We start from the raw sequence: 18,346 nt of genomic DNA on the forward strand, positions 1-18,346 counted from the left end.
GTGTGCCTGAGCACCCCGGCGCGGGGGTGCTCAGGCACACGAGGTGTCGCGGGCTACATCAGTCGGCCGGCATCACCCACACGTCGGCGATCGAGGGGTCGTAGTCGGCGCCGGTGTCCTGGAAGCGGAGCCGCACGGTGCCGTCGGACGTTCCGGCGGAGGGGTCGACCACGAACTGGTGGGTGACGGTGCCCTGGCCGCCCTCGCTTCGCCTCAGGTCGACGCTGTGCACCACCTTGCCGTCTACCTGGACGTCATAGGTCTTGCGCCGGGCACCGTCGAAGGTCTCGACGATGCGGACCACGAAGCGACCGCTGGTGGGTACGGCGGCGTCGAACTCCAACCAGCCGCCCGGGTAGGAGGAGTGGGTGTAGCGCCGTGTCAGCCCGGCCTCGATGTTCGTTCCCGAGTGCTCCGACGCCGTCAGCCGGTGGGCGGACTCCGACGGCCCGTCACCGAGGTCGACGTGGTCGCTCGACTGCGCGGGCGGGGTGGGCAGCGAGACCGCGATCGTGCCGGTCGCCTGCTCCGCCGGCGTCGAGCCGGTCCCCACGGTGACCGTGGCCGCCTGGCCGACGACGGTGAGCGGCACCGTCACGACGGCTTGGACCGTCCTCTTCTCCCCCGGGTTCAGTTGGTAGCCGACCGGGTTCGGCGTCGGCCAGCCGTCAGGGAGGGCGAGCGTGAGCTTGCCGGACTGCACCACATCGGTGCGGTTGGTCAGCACGGTGGCGACGGTGGCCTCCTCACCCGGGCCGGCCGGGTCAGGCGTGGTGGACACACCGTCGATGGCGACGCCGGGGGCGACCGGCAGGCCCGCCGACACCGGGAGCGTCGCCGTTCCTCCCGCGTACTGGTAGGACACCGAGCCGGTGAGGTCAGCCATGGACGCCTGCGCGTCGGTCGCCACCGTGACGTCGTAGGCGTGCTTGAGCGTAGTGCCCGCACCCGTGGTGGACGCGTGCCGGCCTACCGGCTTCACCGTCCAGCCGCTGGGTGCCTGCAGGGACGAATCGACGCCGGTCAGCGGCCGCTTGCCGGTGTTCTTCAACGCCACCGTCACGCGGACGACATCGCCCGGGAGGATCTCGTCGGCCGGCACCTCCAGGGTGGCGACTGCGCCGACCAGGCGCGACGATGCCCGCGACAGGGTTTGCTCGATGCCGGTCAGCGCATCACGCAACGCCGTGGCCGCCGTCTTGTCGATCGTGCCCTGCTCGGCGTACGTCCGCGTCCATCGGTCGAGGTCCGCCACACCGGCGAGCGCACGGTGCACCGCGGCGGCGGTCAGCCGCTCGTCCGCGCCCTCGCTCTGCAGGCGCCAGGCGGCTGCGAGCTCGGTCCGCATCAGGGCGGTGCGCACCTGCAGGTGACCCTTGGCGATCTTGCCGGCACCGCGCACCTGCAGCGCGTCGACACCGTCGGAGAACGACGCTGCCTGCGCCCGGGCCTCCCCCAGGTCCCCGAGCACCGGGTCGACCGCGAACGCATAGCGCCCCGAGCCGACCTCCAGCACCACGTCCCCGTCGGCCTGCTCGACGTATCTCACGTCGTCGACCTCGCTGATCGGCGTGCCGCCCTCGGTGACCGCCCAGCGGTTCGCCGCCGGGATGCGCACCTGGGCGGTGGTGTTCGCCGGCACGGTGACGTCGAGCTTCATCGTCCCGCTGGTCGTGCTCCACGCGCTGCGCACCGTGCCGTACGGCGTCTGGTGGCCGAAGTCGACGTGGTCGATGCCCTCACCGGGCTCGGGGGCGATGAGTACCTTGCGGTAGCCCGGCTCAGCGGCCGAGACGCCCGCCATGGTGCCGTACATCCACTCGCCGACCGCGCCGTACGCGTAGTGGTTGAACGAGTTCATCCCCACGTCGTTGAAGGTTCCGTCGGGGTTGATGGAGTTCCACCGCTCCCAGACGGTGGTCGCGCCCTTCCCGATCTCGTAGCCCCAGGACGGGTAGTCCTTGTGCTGCAGCAGCCGGTAGGCGATGTCGGAGCGGCCCGCCTTCGTGAGCGCCGGCAGCAGTCCGTCGACGCCGAGGAAGCCGGTCGACAGGTGGTAGTCGCGGCGCTCGAGGGTCTTGACGAACTTGGCGACGACCGCGTCGCGCCGGTCGGCGGGGGCGAGGTCGTTGGTCAGGGTCAGGATGTACGAGGTCTGGCTGTCGCCCTTCACGGTGCCGTCGGCGCCGATGAACGCCGACTGGTACGCCGACCTGATCGCCTCGTAGCGCTGCTGGTACGCCGCCGCGTCGCCGTCTCGGCCGATGGCGGCCGCCATCTGCGCGAACTCACGTGTGCTCTTGGCGACGAACGCGGTGTCGAGCACGTCGGCCGGGGTCGCGTCGTCGAGGTTGAGCCAGTCGAGGTAGCCGCCTGCGGAGCGGATGTGGCCGGTGGAGTCGGCGTCGAGGAAGTCGACGTAACCCTTCATCATGTCGTAGTTCTCGCGGATGACGTTGGTGTCGCCGTACGCCTGCCACACCGTCCACGGCACGTGCACGCCGGAGTCCATCCAGCCGGCCGACTCGTAGCCGCCGTCGAAGCGGCCGGGGACCACGGGGGCGACGCCGGGCAGCGAACCGTTGGGCCGCTGGGTGTCCCGCAGGTCCTGCAGCCACTTGGTCAGGAAGGACTGTGCGTCCATGTTGTAGACGGCGGTGCGGGCGAAGACGTTGATGTCACCGGTCCAGCCCATCCGCTCGTCGCGCGCCGGGGTGTCCGTGGGGATCGACAGGAAGTTGCCGCGCATGCCCCAGACGATGTTGCTGTGCAGTTGGTCGACCAGGTCGGAGTTGGTGTCGAGGCTGCTGGTGAGGTCACCGTCGGTGCCGACGACGACACCGACCAGGTCCTTGGCCGCGGGGGCCTCGTCGACGCCGGATATCTCGACGTACCGGAAGCCGTGGAAGGTGAACGACGGCTCGAACGTCTCCGGCTGGTCGGTGGCGAAGGTGTAGTAGTCGGTCGCCTTCGCGGTGCGCAGGTTCGCGGTGTAGAGCGTGCCGTCGGGGTTGAGCACCTCGCCGTGCCGGATCTTCACCGTCCGGCCCGGCTTGCCCTTGAGGGTGAGGCGTACGTGGCCGACCATGTTCTGCCCGAGGTCGTAGAGGTAGACGCCGTCGGTCGGCGAGTCGATCCGCTTCGCGGTCCTGAGCTCCTGGGTGACCCGTACGTCGACCGCGGTCTGTGGTTCGAGTACGGTCGTCGGCTCGTCGCGGACGTGCGCCGTGGCCCAGTTCGCGTCGTCGAAGCCGGACTTGTCCCAGCCGCCGACCTGCTTGGCCACCCGTGCGTCGTAGGACTCGCCGTCGAGCAGGTCGGCCTCGCGGGTCGGACCGCCGGTGGTGGTCCAGGTGCCGTCGGTACGGACGGTGGTGCTGGTGCCGTCGGTGAACTCGACCAGCATCTCGGCGATCACCGAGTTGTCCTTGCCGTAGACGTCGGTGCCGAACATGGCGACCTTGCCGCTGTACCAGCCCGGTGCGACCTCGGCGCCGAGCACGTTGGCGCCGGCGCGGACCTGCCGGGTCACGTCGTAGGTCTGGTAGTCGATGTGTTTGTCGTACGCCGTCAGGCCGGGTGCGAGTTCGGCGTTGCCCACCCGCGTGCCGTTGAGCCGCAGTTCGTACACGCCGCGTGCCGATGCGTAGACGCGTGCCCGGGCGACCTTCTTGGCGCCGAGATCGAACTCCTTGCGCAGCAGCGGGACAGGCTCGTCGCGGCGCAGCCAGGCCTCGCCGCCCGCGCTGTCGACGCGCAGGCCGCCGGCGGTCACGGTGCCGGACGCGAAGGTGCGGTCGCCCGCCGGGAAGGCGGTGTCGACCAGGACGGTGCCGTCGTCGCTGGTGACCGTGACGTCGCGGACCAGACCGCGCTCCGCGCCGCTGGTGCGGAAGCCCATCGTGCCGGGGCCGCCGAACGTCGCATCGGTGCGCTGGTCGAGCTGCTTGCCGTCGACGGTGGTGGTGATCGTGTCGCCGTCGACGGCGATCGCATAGTCGTGCTCGGCGGCGAAGTCGAACCCGGCCGGGAACGGTGTCGCCTTGAGGACGGAGTAGTTGCTGTTGCGTTTGACGTGCGGGCGCAGCGCGTCATCGGCGTCGCTGATCTGCCACATGTAGGCGTTCTCGGTGTCCTGACCGCGGAAGTAGACGCCGAGCGCCCCGTTGATGTCGGAGGCGGTGAACTTGATGGTGTAGTCGGTCCACTTGGCACCCAGCGCCGGTGTGTCCGCACCGATCCACGCGGCGGTCCACGGCCGGTCGCCCAGAGCGGTGCCGAACGTGGCGGGCGCGCTCCACTTGGAGGCGATGCCCCGGTCGTCCCATACGCGGACGGACCAGACGTAGTCGGTCTGCGGCTTCAGCGCGGGGCCGCCGTAGCGGACGTCGACCGACTGACGGGAGGTGACCTTGCCGCTGTTCCAGACGTCGGGGTGGTCGAGGCGGTCGGCCGAAGTGGCGACGTGTATCTCGTAGGCCCGCTGCGTGACGCCGCGGCGCTCGGAGTCGAGTTGCCAGCCGAGGGTGGGCGCCGCCAACGGGATGCCGAGCGGGTCGTCAAGGGCGTTGACCGTCAGATCGCCGACGCTCGTTGCAGCGGCGGCGGGGGCGGTGGAGGCGGTGGGTGGACTCGCTGCCGTCGCCGTCGCGGGTGCCACCGCGACGAGGACTGATGCAGCGACCACCGCGGCGATCTGCTGACGCACGGGCGCTCCTCAAGAAGGGTACTGAAACGCTTCAATCACACCCTGGCGGCCATCACCCCCCATGGCAACGGGTTGGACAGATTTGATGGGACAGATTCGAGAGATCAATGAATCGGTTTAAGTCGACGGGGCCATCGCAGCCACGCGGCAGCGGGTTGGCCCGGTCACCCGGCCAACGAGCCCGTCGCTCACGCCGAGGCAGGTCTACGAAGTCCTGCCGTCGGGGAGGCAGCCCGGTCCGGACGGGCTCGTTCGCGGGCGTCGATGTACACCAGCGCAGCACAGCACCTGGCAGGCCCGCCCTGGAAACCCGGCGGGCCGACCGGCCACTCGGGATGCGGCAGGCCTCCACCTCACTTGGCCGACCGGCCCGGGCTCAGCGCCAAAATCCTGGGTGCCCGCCGCGAACTGACCGGTGACCGGGCGTACCTTGAGGCAGTGGGCGAGGTTGTGGCGATGCGGCCCGGCCAGGTCTGCCAGTCGGCAAGTTATTGAGAATTGTGACAGGGCGTGATCCTTCGTTCGGTGGGGTGGGGCCGGTCTGACTGTTCGCTGACTGAGTGACGGTCCGGTCATTCCGGGCGGGTGTCAGTGGGTTCTGCGATCGTGCGTGTCGTGGATGAACTCGTGGAACGTGTTGACGTTCAGGACCGTGTGCTGGGGGTGGTCAGTCGGTGGGACGCCGTTCGGGAGGGCTGGCTGCACCGGGTTGGCGTGGTGGTGTGCCACGATGGGCAAGGCCGTTTTCTCGTCCATCGGCGGGCCGAGCACCTGTCCCGTTTCCCAGGGCACTATGAACTCGGGGTCGGGGGTGCTGCGGGAGTCGGGGAGTCCTATGAGCAGGCAGCTGCCCGTGAGCTCAGCGAGGAGCTGGGAGTGCGGGCGACAGCGCGCCTTCGGTTCAAGTTCCTCAACCGGGGCGGGCTCAGCCCTCACTGGCTTGCGGTCTGTGACGCCGTGCTTCCGCAGATCGTCGCCCCTGATCCGGAAGAGGTGACCTGGCACGGGTGGCTGACTGAGTCCGAGCTGCGGCGGGCTCTGCAGCAGTGGACCTTCACTCCTGATAGCCAGGCGGTTTTCGATCGATATCTCGCTTGTCGTGCCGCTCCGGCTTCTGCGCAGGAACGGTGCTCATGAGCTGGGTCAGTGGGAGCCCGACCGATGTTTGCTGTGAACTGCGGCCACTGGTTGGCCAGTTGATGCTCCGCGACAGTGGGGAACTTGCCCCACGGGATCGGGGGCCATGACGGCAGACTAGACCCGCCTGATTCCACATAAGGCAGACGTACCGGGTGAACACGGGTGACAGCCGCGGCCGGCAGACCCGGTACGCGGAGGGAAACTGAAGCACCGGCACCTCCGGGCCGACAAGGGGCGGCTATCCCCGCACCGGCAGGGGACTTCGGCGGCAGCCGTTGTCGCGCTGACGCCGGCTGGCGCCCACGCCGCTGCGCTGTCAGTCCCCCGCACTACACTCACCGCGCGTGGCTCCCCCTGCAAACCGCGCTGCCGCGGAAGACGACGCGTCCCTGAACAGGCTGCATGCCCCGATCGTGGGGAGCCGGAGGCTTCTGGGATCTTTTCCGGGGGTGGCGACGTCACACGACGCGCCCACCACTTACGCTACGTGACGCGTAGTCACCACCGGGGCAGCCGACAGGCCGCGGCCCAGCCGCGAGCAGCAGACTGCCGAACTCCCGGTGGAGCTATACGAAGAAAGGGAAAGACTGTGAACACCAGCAAGGTTACGGCCCGGCGTCTGACGGCCGAGGAGGTCTCAGAACTGGGCCTCAAGGACGAGATCTTCGTCTCGGCAGCCATGGATGATCTCCCCCTCGGCTGCTACGCGCCGGCATCTCTCACGAAGTCGGGCAAGAATTTCGAGGGCGGATCCTTCACCGCAAGGACGGTTTTCGGCGAGGAAGTCCACATCCTCCCCGACGACGCCGAGCAGCCTGGGATATGGGTTGCCGACGAGGCAGGGGAGGAAATCGAGGTCCTGGCCAGTGCCGGCGTCCTGCTGAACCTCGCCCTCTTCGTGCCCGGCGGCAACACCGCATCCCTCGAATCGCTCTACGCCGCCGCACGGGAGGCGTTCGGCGCGGGAATCGTCCAGCGCTGGAACGAGGAAGTCGTCGCGGTGCCGGACGTCAAGGTCGACCTGTTCGAAGAGCCCGCCCGCGGGCGCAAGGGCACGACCGGCCAGAACCGGGACCGCCGCGCCCTGGACATCTACCCCACCCGGGTGCGGTTCATGGAAGCCAGCGCCGGCTGGAAGTTCGTCCTCGAACTCCACCAGGAACACGTCGACGAGACACCCACCATCTGAACCGGCGACGGCCCACCCCGGACGCCGGCGGCACCACGCCCCCTCCACACCGGAGGGGGCCCCGCCGCACCCAACACACCAGGCGCCGCGCCCATCCCGGTTTCAGATGGGACCAGGGCCTGCCCTCCTGGCCCGCATCGGGAACAGGGCACGTGCCGTGTGGGGCGGCCCGGACGGCCGGGCCGCCCGAAGGCTCAGGGGGTGAGGGCCGCGGGCCTGGGCAGCAGGGCGCCGTCGACGTACAGGTCGACGTGCTCGTTGTAGAACGCGACCAGGCCCGCGATGCGGTTGGCCTGAATGGTCGGGAAGTCGTACGCCCAGGCGATGTCCGGCTGCGGGTCACCGTCGCTGTCGAAGGACCAGTAGCCGCTCGTGGTCCCCTTGTAGGGGCATCGCGATACCGTTTCCGAAGCCTGCAGCCGGGCCCAGTCGACGTACATGCGCTCCACGTAGTAGCGGGTCGGCAGGCCGGTCTCGAACAACTTCACGCAATTGGGCGCCTCGGCCAGCACCACCCCGTCCAGCTCCACCCGCACACTGCTGGACGAACGCAGAGCGTCCACCCGCGAATACGGACTCCGCGGGTGGACGAATACCGGCTCGTCCTCCTCGAACCAGGAGTCCAGCGCCTCCCACTCGAACCGCACCGTGCCGCGCAACGGCCCGGGGCTACCCTCGTCCCACACCCACGCCGCGCCCTCGCGGACCTGCGAACCCACCCGCAGCGCATGCCGGCGTGCGGGACCGGCACCGTGATGCTCCGTGTGATGCTCATCGACGAGCACGCCGTCGACCAGGTCCTCCACCGGGATGCTGAACTGCGGGTAGGCCCGCCACTCCCACACGTACAGCGCACGACGCGTGTCGAACACCACGCTGCTTCCCACCACGCCCCGGACCCTGCGCGGCACCGGCTCCACATGCCCCACCGGGACAATCAGGCTCGGATGCGCAACACTCTCACTTGCCATAGTGCCGACCTCGGTTCTCTCGTTCGTCTTGCATGCCACCCGCCGCTCGCGGCCCGCGGCGGACGCCGCCCGGCACGGTGCCCGTATCCACCGGAGCGGGCAGAGGCCGGACCGGCCCCGCCACCCACCCCACGACCGTGGTCGTAGTCGTGTCCTGTGCTGGTGACACCACCTCGCACCTCCCCACATCCCCTACCGTCACGGAGGCGGCCCCGCCCACAGGCGGCGCAACCGCCCTCCGGACAAGCAGCAGCCACGCACGTCCTCTCGAGGACAGACCGGCGATGCACTGCAAACGTGACAAGCCCCCGGAGGGTCTGGCTCGAAGCGGCAGGTGTGGGGTGCGGAGCCGTACACAGCTGACCACCCAGAGGGCTGTCTACCCGTGGTCCGGACGCGGCGGGACGGCGTCGTTCGAGCTGGTGCCGGGCTTGGTGTGAAGGACCTCGCGGGCCTGCTCGGCGGCACGGGTGATGCTTTCGCTGATGAAGTCCAGGAACCGGGCGATGTTCTCCAGCCGGGCAGCGGCAGGCGTGTCAGAGCCGAGAACGGCAACACCCTGACGTGCGGTCGCCACCAGCTGGTCGTTGGCCCGGGCGCTGGCGATCGTCGCCTGGTAGAACAGCTCGTCATCGACGACGTAGCGGTCCCGGCGGCGCTCGTCACGCTCCCGGCGCACCAGGCTCTGGCTCTCCAGGAACGCGATGGCCTTGGAGATGGACGCCGGACTGACCTGCAGGCGCTGCGCGAGTTCCGACGCGGTCAGGCTGCCCGCATCGGTGGTGAACAGACACGTCAGCACCCGGGCCGACATCTTGCTCAGGCCCGAACCCATCAGCACGGTGGTGAACGTCTCCTCATACTCCGCCACCGCCTCCGCATCCCGCCCGTGCGGCTGAAGACCCGGCTGCGCCCCCCGCGCCGAGGCGGGCCTGCGCCGGTGGGCACGGCGCTCGGTGGCCCGGTGGGCCAGGTCGGCGCGGTAGGCGGTGGGGCCGCCGTTGCGCATCACTTCCCGCGTGACCGTCGACGTCGGACGGTCCAGACGCCGGGCGATTTCTGCGTAGGGGAGGCTGTCGGCCAGTCCCAGCGCGATCTGCTGACGTTCGGTCTGGGTGAGCCTGCCGCCCGGCATCGCGGTCTCCCTCGGTGATCCTGCGTGGTGGTCCCTGACAGCCGCCACTATAGCGTTCACTTCACAGCCATTGCAATGATCGCAGCAGCGGGCGTTGCGTTCCCTGCAGGGCGGTTGCAACAGTTTCCAGGCATCTACCTGTGGCTATACGAGTTTTGCGCAACGCGCTTGTTGCCACGGATTGGAAAGCAACGTAGCGTTTCCGTTGTCAGAAACCATGAGCGAACACGGGAGACCACGATGCGCACCTTCGACACCCCCGCCCCGATCTCCGCCGTCCTGGACATCCCCGCCGGACGCGTCCAGTTCCTCGCCGCCGACCGCACCGACACCACCGTCGAGGTCCTGCCCGCCAACCCCGCCAAGAACGGCGACGTCCAGGCCGCCGAGCAGACCACCGTCACCTACACCGACGGTGTCCTGCAGATCCGCAGCCCCCAGGCCGGCAACCGGCTCCTCGGGCCCTCCGGGTCCCTGGAGGTCACCGTCCAGCTGCCCGCCGGCTCCCGCATCCAGGCCAAGGCCGCAAGCGCCGAACTGCGCGGCGTCGGACGCCTCGGCGACATCGACTTCGACGGCGCCTACCGCCACATCAAGATCGACGAGGCCGCCGGCGTCCGCCTCACCGCCACCGACGGCGACATCGAGATCGGCCGGCTCACCGGCCCTGCCAAGATCAGCACCCAGCGCGGCGACATCCGCATCGCCTCGGCCCTGCGCGGCACCGTCGAACTGGACACCCAGTCCGGCGACATCACCGTCGCAGCCGCCGCCGGCGTCTCGGCCACCCTGGACGCCGGCACCGGCCACGGCCGCATCAGCAACGCCCTGAAGAACAACGGCACCCCCGACCTCGACATCCACGCCACCACCCCCCACGGCAACATCACCGCCCGCAGCCTGTAAGCGGCGCAGCACCCTGCGACCCACGTCGCGGGCCCCAAAAGGCCACACCCCACGCCCTCACACCACCAAGGCGGAAACGACATGACCAGGAACAGCACTTCCCCGGCCGGCTCCCCGTGGAGCGGCATGGTGCCCGTCGACGACACCGCCCTGGCCGTCACCGACACCGGCGGCCCCGGCATCCCCGTCCTCTACCTCAACGGCCAGTTCGCCACCCAGGGCTACTGGCGCCGGGTCATCACCGAACTCGGCTCCGGATGGCGGCACATCACCTACGACGAACGCGCCCGCGGCAGACGATCAAAGCGCTCGGCGGACTACTCCTTCGAAGCCGCCGTCCGTGACGTCGACGCCGTCCTCGCCGCCAGGAACGTGGACCAGGCATTGCTGGTGGGCTGGTCCTACGGAGCAGTCGTCGCCGCCCACTGGGCACACCGCAACCCCGACCGCTCCCTGGGCGCGGTCCTCGTCGACGGCGCATTCCCCCACGACTGGCTGGATGAGGCCATGGAACAACGCATCCGCACCCTGTTCCGCCGCATGAGCTGGATCACCCCGCTACTGCGCCCCACCGGCCTGACCCCCCGCATGACCGCCCACCAGATGGCCGACAGCAACATCGAGCTCGGCCGGCTCTCCCGCGAACGCGAACTCGGCCCCGTCCTGGACGCCATCACCGTCCCCGTCCGCTATGTCGTCGCTTCCGGAACCTCCCTGGGAAGCCGCGGGGACGAGCAGGAACGCATACGCGCCAGCCTCGAGGCCGTCACCACCCGCAACCCCAACATCCGCATCAGTGCGAAGGTCGCCAGCAACCACGGCGCCATCCTCAAGAAGGACGCCCCCGCCATCGCCCACGCCATACACGAAGCCACCAGCCTGAACCGCGCCGAACACTGACCACACACCACCACACCCCACCGCGAACCCACGCACCACGCTGCGGCGGCAACAGCGAAGCAGGCCGGCCGGCCGCCTGCTTCGCTGTTCCCTTGCGTTTGGTGCGCTCAACGCGGCGTGACCGCCGGGGTGTCGGACTGGGACACGTCCGTGCCTGCGTGATCGGGCCGGCCCTCGACGTGCAGTTCGGGCATACGGCGGTCGAGCCGGCGGGGTATCCACCAGGTGCGCCGACCGAGAAGGTGCATGGTCGCCGGCACCAGCACCAGCCGGACAACGGTCGCGTCGAGAAGGATGGCCGAGGCCATGCCGACGCCGATGAGCTTGAGGATGATCTCGGTGCTCGGCACGAACGCGAGGAACACGGCGATCATGATGGCCGCGGCAGCCGTGATCACGCGCCCCGTGCCGGCCAGACCCTCAGTGACCGCCTTCGCGTTGTCCCCGTGACGCAGCCAAGGCTCCCGCACGCGGCTGAGCAGGAAGACCTCGTAATCCATCGACAGGCACAGGACGGCGAACATCAGGACGGTGACGAACGGGGGCAGGGGCGTCGGCGTGTCGATGCCGATGAGTTGTCCGGCCCAGCCGCCCTGCAGGACGAGGGCGACGACGCCGTAGGACGCGGCGACCGACAGCAGGTTCATGGCCGCGGCCTTGAGCGGTATGGCGATGCTGCGGAAGGCGAGGAGCAGCAGGAGCATCGACAGCACGATGACTCCGGTGATCAGGTACGGGATGCGCCGGGCCAGATCGGTGGCGCTGTCGATCGACTGGGCGCTCGCGCCACCGACGTGGACGCGTGCGCCGGTACCGGCCGTTGCCCCTGGGACGGTGCTGTCCCGGAGGCGGCCGACCAGCTCCCGGGTCGCGTCGTCCTGTGGCCCTGTGGTCGGTGTGATGGTCAGGACTCGCACCCTTGGTGACGTCACCGGCGATTCATGCGGAGGCCTGCACCGTCGTCTTGGGCTTCTTGGGCCTGCTGCGGTCCGTTTATCAGCATCTGGCAATTCTTCGCGGAACCAGTCCTGGCTCCCCAGCCCGATACTTTGAGCCCCTGAGTCAGCCGGTGCATACCGTCACGGCGTTCAGTCGCCGTCAGGGTCGCCGGATTCCTCCAGAAGTCGGGCCGCCAGCTCGCCGGCCCACCCCACAGCCCAGGAGCGCAGCCGCGGCAATGGTGGCTTCGTCGAGGCCATAAGCGGAAAAGGCCTCGTCATCGGTCCACTCAGCCCCCGCGAGGTTTGCCTGGAGGTCCTCCCGCTCAAAGCGCCCCCGGGCGTGTCGGCGGCCGAACTCTTCCAGATCGATGGTCGACCAGCGACGGGAAGCGGCGAACACATCGATCAGGTCACGGGGCGCACCCCGGTCGCCGAGAACGCGCACCTTGGTCCCGATGACGTCCTCCTCCGCGAGGACGGGCCCGTAGGGGCTGTGGGCGACTGGGCGCCAGAAGATCTCTTTGAGGACGTCGACGTCGCACTCCTGCCCCGTGTCCTGATCGAACACGGTGAAACGGGTGGACAGCGGGGCGATCTCCAACTGCTGCACCAGCCAGCCCGCGCGTGCCGGCCGGCGCGGAGCGTGGCCGCAATGTCAGCCATGGGCTCCGGGCTCTGCGTCGCGACGTCGAGATCCTGGCTGGGCCGGTCAACGAGGCGATGGGCCCGGACCGCATAGCCTCCGGTAAGCACCAGCGGATAAGGGGAGCCGAGGGCGATGACGTCGGCCAGGAGCCGCCTGTGCAGCTCTGGCATGTCAGTCATGCGGTGGCTCGGGCGCGGGCGGCCAGCATTCTGGCGGTCGGCCCGGGGCACTGAGGCTGGGACCGCGAATGAGAACGGTCGCGCCCCCGACCCGGGACAAGCGGCGAAGGCCTCACCAGACAACGCTCGCGAAACGCACAGGTAGTCCTGGCCGGACCGAGGTCGGTCCGTACAGCAGCAGGCCGCTGGGCGGGCAGGAGCGACGGCCACGGTGGCACCGATCACAGCAGTCGTTCCCTTGTACCTGACGCTAGGGTGATCATCCCTTATGGACTGCAATTCCTGGGCACGGTCTTGCGCAAGCCGGGCATCGTCCTCCGCCGCAACACCAGGTTCACCATTGTGAACAAATATCGGAATAGCGCTTGCGAGTGCGCAGTGAGAACTCCTCACAGAATGCCGGTTCGAATGGGCCCCTACCGGTAGTGCCTTGGGACTCCTTGGCCTGTGTCACATGGAAGGATCGACAATGTGACCTGTGACGTATGCGGACACGAAATGCGACGAATGCCGGGAGCGGAACCGCGGATGAAATGGAACCTGGCGGTAAAGGAACGGTCCCAGTTGTGCCGGACACGGTGCGTGACAGTCACGGCCCATGGGTCAGATCCGTGCCGCCGCTGGCCTTGATCAGCCAGGAGAGCGAACCGCTGCCGAAGGGCCAGCCGGTGGTGACTACCTGAACCCAGCCGCCACCCGACTCATCGACTCCGGCGTGCCACCACCACCAGCTGCGATCGTCACCCGCCCCTTCTTCGGTCGGGTCGAAGCAGTGCAGCCAATCCGACAGCGTCCACGGCCCCTGGCCGGCGGCCGCCTTCTGCTCCGGCGTCATTGCCCGCCACTCCCGTAGCCATGCCTCGGCGTCGAAGAGCTCGCCAGGCTCTGGCTCCATGGGCTCCGGCGCGCACCGTCGGATGAACCACGCCGGCAGCAGGTGCGACCACCGCTCAAATGCAGGCCAGTCGCCCATCCGCTCGACCACGCGCGTCAGCACCGCACGCGCATCGGCAATGACTTGGGCAGGATCTTCGGCGGTGAACCGGACCCGTACGAGAAACGGCCGCTGCCGGCCGTCCTCAGCACCGAGTCCGGACCGAAGACGCCGTAGCTCGCTCTCCACGATCTCCACGGCGAAGAAGTGTGCACCACTACGGACCCAGCAGTGACCGTACCCGTCACTCAGCCGCCCACCAGCAAGCTCACGATCTACGGCTGGAGTACCAGGGCTACCCACGCGCGCCGGTGCGGGCCGGCCCGAGGGCGGCCCGCACCGGCGCGGTGTCGGCTCGCGGACTATCCGGCCGGCCAGTGCGGCCAGGCCGGGGCGTAGCCGCACCACTGCTCCGGGCAACCGACACGGTAGGCCCGGGTGACCGTCTCCGTCACCGACGCGCCGGAGCGGTCCGCGGCGGTCACCTGCAGCGAGACCCAGCCGGTGCCCGTCGCGGGCACGGTCACCCGCCGGTCGCCGTCCCGGCCCCGGACCTCCGCCGCGCGCCAGGTGGCTCCGTCGTCCGTGGAGTACCGCACCGACACCCGCTCGATGCCGGCACCGCCACTCACCCCGGTCTGTCGGCCGATGCCCAGGCCGAAGGTGAACTCCCGGTTCTCCGCGACCGAGTTGTCGCCGTCGAGCCCCGCCATGTCGTAGCGCGTGTCGAGCAGCGGCAGCGGGCGCTCGTCACCGGTGTGCTCCGAGCGGAACCGCCAGGTGTCCGTGATGCGCGTGCCCAGCTTCCACTCCGGGCTGTCGTGGTGCGCGGACGAGGTCATCTCGTACCACTGGCCGCGTGCGGGCACATCGAAGACCCCCTGCCCCGGCTCGTCGTTACGGGCGATCACCTTGCCGGAACCGTCGCGCAGCACCGTCTCGCCGGACTCCAGATTCCGCAGGGGCTCCGACCGGTGGCCCGCCGCGTCCGAGAACATCGGCAGCGCGAGACGCAGCTTGTCCCCCGCGCGGGTGGCCTGCGCCCGGCCGTCGGATCCGTTCACCGACAGCGACGGGTTGAACGGCGCGGTGAGCCAGTTGTCCGTGACGGTGCGTCCCTGGCGGAGGACCGTCGGGTTGGTGTACTGCACACCCAGCGGTCCGTCGTCCAGCGCGTACTCGAACGTGGCCGTCGTCCACGGCACTTCGGGCGTGTAGTACGCCGTCATGCGCTGCGGTGCGCGGAACAGCGTCGACTGCTGGGCGAGATTGAGCCCGCGGTAGGTCACCCAGCCGTAGATCCCCTTGGGGTCGTTGGGGAACCCGGTGGTGCGGAAGCTGTGGTCCACGCGGGCCAGGTCCCGGCGCCGGTCCTGCCAGTTCGCACCCGCCGGCACCCCGTCGTCGTGGGCGTGGAACGTGAAGTAGGTGCGCTCGCCGTTACGCTCCCCCTTGATCCGCAGGGTCACCTCGCCCTTGGCGAGCCGCTCGCGCAGCAGGGCCACACCGTGGTCGTCGGTACCCAGAGTGGGGTCGTCCGCGCCGATCGACGCCGACCCGGCCAGCAGGATCGCCGCCGGCCGCTGCGCCTTGACCGCCTGGTAGCGCCGGTCCAGCTCCTCCCAGGGCAGGCTCCAGTCCGACTCCAGGAGCACGATCCGGTCCTCGATCTCAAGCCCCGTCAGGTCCCCGCCGTCGCCGGCGTCGGTGACCCGCTTCTCCAGGTCCCACTCCAGCCGCTGCGTCATCAGCCACACCGGCACGTCCATGGGGCTGCCGGAGCTGCCGGCGGTCGTCGCGAGGACGGACGGCTGTTCCCAGGAAGCGGCGGAGAAGTACGCCAGTCCGGGCATCTTGGCGCTGCCCACGGCATAGGACCGGTACGCGCCGGAGTAGAGCGGCGCGATCAGGCCCTCCGGGACGCCCGCGCCGGCCGACGAGACCAGTCCGGTCGCCGACCCCGACTCGTTGATCCGCATCTTCGGGTCGTCGATGCCCATGGTGACCGGCTTCGCGGCGGACAGGTCGGTCCTCAGCGTCCGGTCGCCGGTGAGGGTGAGGCGCCGGGCCACGGCGACGGACGTCTCGGGCACGCTGGCCCTGCCGTACCGGACGTACTCCCACACCCCGCCGAACACCCGGTAGTCGCCGACCGGCAGCCGGAGCTCCTCGGACCCCTCTGTGAGGCTGACCATCTGGGCCTCGCCGGTCTTCTCGTTCTGCACCACCAGGTTGGTGTACGCCGTCTCGACCCCGTGCCGCATGGCAGCGGCTTCGAGGGTGAGCGTGGCGGCCGGGCCCTCCGCGTCGACGCCGACGGGGGTGCGCGCCGTGCTGCCGTCGCTGCCGCGTGCGGTGATCCAGGCACTGTGGGCGCCGGCGGACGCCCGGGCTGTGTCGATCCGCACGGTCGCCTCGGCGGTGCCACCGGCCGGGACGGTCAGCCGGCGGGTGACGAGCGAGACCGGTGCCTTACCGGTCAGGGACAGCTCCAGCCGGACGTCCCTGCCGCCGCTGTTGCGGTAGGTCACCGTGCGGGTCGGGTTGCCGCTGTACGGCCAGGTCAGCTCGGCGGAGACCGCGGAAGGGGAGGCGGTGACCGTCGACGAGAGCGCGCCGGGCACGTCCACGCTGCCCGCGCCCTGCTCGTACACGCCGGCGCCGTCGACCGGGTCGGCGGCGCCGACGAGCGCCGCCTTGAGCCGCTGCGCGTCCCAATCCGGGTGCCGCTGCTTGAGGATGGCGGCCGCCCCGGAGACGTGCGGGGTCGCCATGGAGGTGCCGCTGATCGTCGCGTAGAACTCGCTGTTCGCGGCGCCGTCCAGCGTGCCCGCGGCACGGGCGGCGGTGATCGCGCTGCCGGGCGCGGTGATCTCGGGCTTGACGCCTCCGTCGGTCACCGCCGGTCCCTGGGAGGAGAACGACGACATCGCGCCCTCCTTGGTGATCGACCCGACGGTCAGCGCGCTCGGCGCCGCGGCCGGTGTGCCGATGGTGCCCGGCGTGCCCTCGTTGCCGGCCGCGACGACGAACAGCGGTCCGCCGTCCCCGGACAGGGTCTCGACGGCCTGGGAGATCGGGTCGCTGCCGTCGCTCGGCAGGTTGGAGCCGAGGCTCATCGAGACGATGTCGGCGTCCTGGGCGGCGGCCCATTCCATGCCTTCGAGGATTCCGCTGAAACTGCCGGACCCGCCGCCGTCGAGCACCTTGCCGATCAGCAGATCGGCCCCCGGCGCGACACCCTTGTAGCGGCCCTGCGAGGCGGCGCCGCTTCCGGCGACGGTCGAGGCGACGTGCGTACCGTGGCCGTTGAGGTCGGTGACGTCCTCGTCCCAGGTGAAGTTCCTCTCCGCGACGACCTTGTTCTTCAGGTCGGGGTGGGCCGGGTCGTACCCGGTGTCCAGTACGGCGACGCGCACGCCCTTGCCGTCGAGACCCTTGCGCCATGCCTGGGGTGCGCCGGTCATGGCGACGGACCGGTCGAGGCTCGCCTCGACCTCGGCGTCCAGCCAGAGCTTCCCGGTCGCGACGGCGCGCGACGTCGCGCCGGCGGCGAGGAAGCCCCGCCAGGCCGTGGCCGCCTCGGACTTGGCGACCGTACGGGCCGCCATCCCCAGCTCGGGGAAGGTGTCTCGCTGCTTGGACCCGCGCAGCGCGGTGCCGGCCTGGGCCGTCGTGATCAGCGGAATGGACGCCCGGGTGGCGTCGTCGAGCCCTTGCGCGGCGAGTGCGGTGACGTCGAAGAGCTGCCGGTCCACCCGCCCTTCGGCCAGCGGCTGCGTGGCGTCGACGGGGATCACGTACTCGTGGTCGTTGATCCTCGCCCGGGTGAACGCGATGTGGCCCCGGCCCTTGCCCGGGGTCACCCCGCTGACCTGGAGCCCGCTCCCGCTGCCGGTGAAGCCGACCCGGTCGCCGCTGATCAATGTGACGGTGTGCTGCGCGGGCGGCGCCGGCGGTACGGCCGGGCGGCCGGTGCCGGCGGCCGGCTCCGGACCGGCTGCCGCCGGCATCCCGGTGGCGAGCAGCGCCACCGCGGTGGCCGCGACCACGGCCGCGGTCCTCGATCTGGATCGCATAACCTTGTACCAACTCCCCTGAGATCGCCCGATGAACGAGCGTCACCGGCGTGTGCCCGGCAACAGTCGGGCCGGGAGTTGACGCCGTGCCAGGTGTAAGGGCTGGCGCATAGACGCCATGTCACCTGTTCGCCAGTCGGCCACCCTGCGATCGGCGGCGCGACCGGCGAGGGCCAGGTGCCGGGAAGAGACACGGCCCCGCTGGCGTTCACCGCCCTGGCCACGCCGGGACCGCCGGACACTGCTCGGGAGTCGCCGCGTTCGGCCATGGGTCCCGAGCGCGCCAGGCGTTCCTCCGTGGCCAACTCCTGGCCGGCAACGGCGAGCTCATCGGCCTCGCCCGGGACTCCACCCGCCCCTTACTCATGCCGAAGACAAGACCGAATCCTGGATGAGGTCATCACTGCCGCGGATGCGGCGCTGTCACGCCCGGTGCGGGGCGGGACAGCGCCGTGCCTGGTTGCCGCAGGCAAGAGGCCGTCTTGAACTGGTGCACGGCGGCTACGTCATCCGGGATCGGGAGGTGAGGTGGTCCGGCAGCCAGGCGAAGGAGCCGGATGCGGCGCCGCCCTCGGCGGCGCGGCGCAGTTGCCGGCGCTTCCCTCCCACTCCGGCGCG

10 protein-coding genes and 1 pseudogene are annotated in these 18,346 nt (G+C 70.0%); 4 read left to right on the forward strand and 7 right to left on the reverse strand.

All coding sequences use genetic code 11. The features are described from left to right. Nucleotides 1-58 precede the first annotated feature (58 nt). On the reverse strand, nt 59-4,708 hold the full coding sequence (locus tag OG937_02935; protein ID WUD70709.1) for a family 78 glycoside hydrolase catalytic domain: 4,650 nt from the start codon (nt 4,706-4,708) through the stop codon (nt 59-61). A gap of 627 nt (nt 4,709-5,335) precedes the next feature. Here OG937_02935 and OG937_02940 point away from each other — a divergent pair. Next, nucleotides 5,336-5,845, forward strand: coding sequence for an NUDIX domain-containing protein (locus tag OG937_02940; protein ID WUD78611.1), 510 nt, complete (start codon nt 5,336-5,338; stop codon nt 5,843-5,845). 592 nt (nt 5,846-6,437) lie between these two features. Continuing rightward, a complete protein-coding gene (locus OG937_02945) occupies nt 6,438-7,037 on the forward strand; it encodes a hypothetical protein (GenBank protein ID WUD70710.1) in 600 nt (199 codons plus the stop codon). A 194-nt stretch (nt 7,038-7,231) separates the two neighbouring features. Here the strand turns inward: OG937_02945 and OG937_02950 are convergent, their stop codons facing one another. Continuing rightward, the gene (locus OG937_02950) at nt 7,232-8,008 is read right to left on the reverse strand and encodes a DUF427 domain-containing protein (GenBank protein ID WUD70711.1); all 777 of its coding nucleotides are present in this window, start codon (nt 8,006-8,008) and stop codon (nt 7,232-7,234) included. A gap of 379 nt (nt 8,009-8,387) precedes the next feature. After that, nucleotides 8,388-9,143 (reverse strand): helix-turn-helix domain-containing protein, encoded by a 756-nt coding sequence (locus OG937_02955; GenBank protein ID WUD70712.1) that lies wholly within the window; start codon nt 9,141-9,143, stop codon nt 8,388-8,390. Nucleotides 9,144-9,383: 240 nt separating this feature from the next. Between OG937_02955 and OG937_02960 the strand changes: the two genes are divergently transcribed. Both OG937_02960 and OG937_02965 read left to right on the forward strand, forming a co-directional pair. After that, on the forward strand, nt 9,384-10,049 hold the full coding sequence (locus OG937_02960) for a DUF4097 domain-containing protein (protein ID WUD70713.1): 666 nt from the start codon (nt 9,384-9,386) through the stop codon (nt 10,047-10,049). An 81-nt stretch (nt 10,050-10,130) separates the two neighbouring features. Continuing rightward, complete coding sequence (locus OG937_02965) at nt 10,131-10,949, forward strand: alpha/beta hydrolase (GenBank protein WUD70714.1); 819 nt, start codon at nt 10,131-10,133, stop codon at nt 10,947-10,949. A 107-nt stretch (nt 10,950-11,056) separates the two neighbouring features. On the opposite strand, the gene OG937_02970 is transcribed toward OG937_02965, so the two are convergent. From OG937_02970 to OG937_02985, 4 genes and pseudogenes are all read right to left on the reverse strand, one after another. After that, nucleotides 11,057-11,881 (reverse strand): MMPL family transporter, encoded by an 825-nt coding sequence (locus tag OG937_02970; protein ID WUD70715.1) that lies wholly within the window; start codon nt 11,879-11,881, stop codon nt 11,057-11,059. Nucleotides 11,882-12,037: 156 nt separating this feature from the next. After that, a pseudogene (locus OG937_02975) lies at nt 12,038-12,715 on the reverse strand (nucleotidyl transferase AbiEii/AbiGii toxin family protein). Nucleotides 12,716-13,304: 589 nt separating this feature from the next. Continuing rightward, complete coding sequence (locus tag OG937_02980; protein WUD70716.1) at nt 13,305-13,847, reverse strand: hypothetical protein; 543 nt, start codon at nt 13,845-13,847, stop codon at nt 13,305-13,307. Nucleotides 13,848-14,011: 164 nt separating this feature from the next. Continuing rightward, on the reverse strand, nt 14,012-17,701 hold the full coding sequence (locus OG937_02985; GenBank protein ID WUD70717.1) for a S8 family serine peptidase: 3,690 nt from the start codon (nt 17,699-17,701) through the stop codon (nt 14,012-14,014). Nucleotides 17,702-18,346: the final 645 nt, after the last annotated feature.

This window comes from Streptomyces sp. NBC_00510, from assembly GCA_036013505.1.
Taxonomy (GTDB): Bacteria; Actinomycetota; Actinomycetes; order Streptomycetales; family Streptomycetaceae; genus Actinacidiphila.

Coding starts and splice junctions, on each gene's coding strand:
- OG937_02950 (WUD70711.1), bottom strand. CDS start 8,008: ATGGCAAGTGAGAGTGTTGCGCATCCGAGCCTGATTGTCCCGGTGGGG.
- OG937_02965 (WUD70714.1), top strand. CDS start 10,131: ATGACCAGGAACAGCACTTCCCCGGCCGGCTCCCCGTGGAGCGGCATG.
- OG937_02955 (WUD70712.1), bottom strand. CDS start 9,143: ATGCCGGGCGGCAGGCTCACCCAGACCGAACGTCAGCAGATCGCGCTG.
- OG937_02960 (WUD70713.1), top strand. CDS start 9,384: ATGCGCACCTTCGACACCCCCGCCCCGATCTCCGCCGTCCTGGACATC.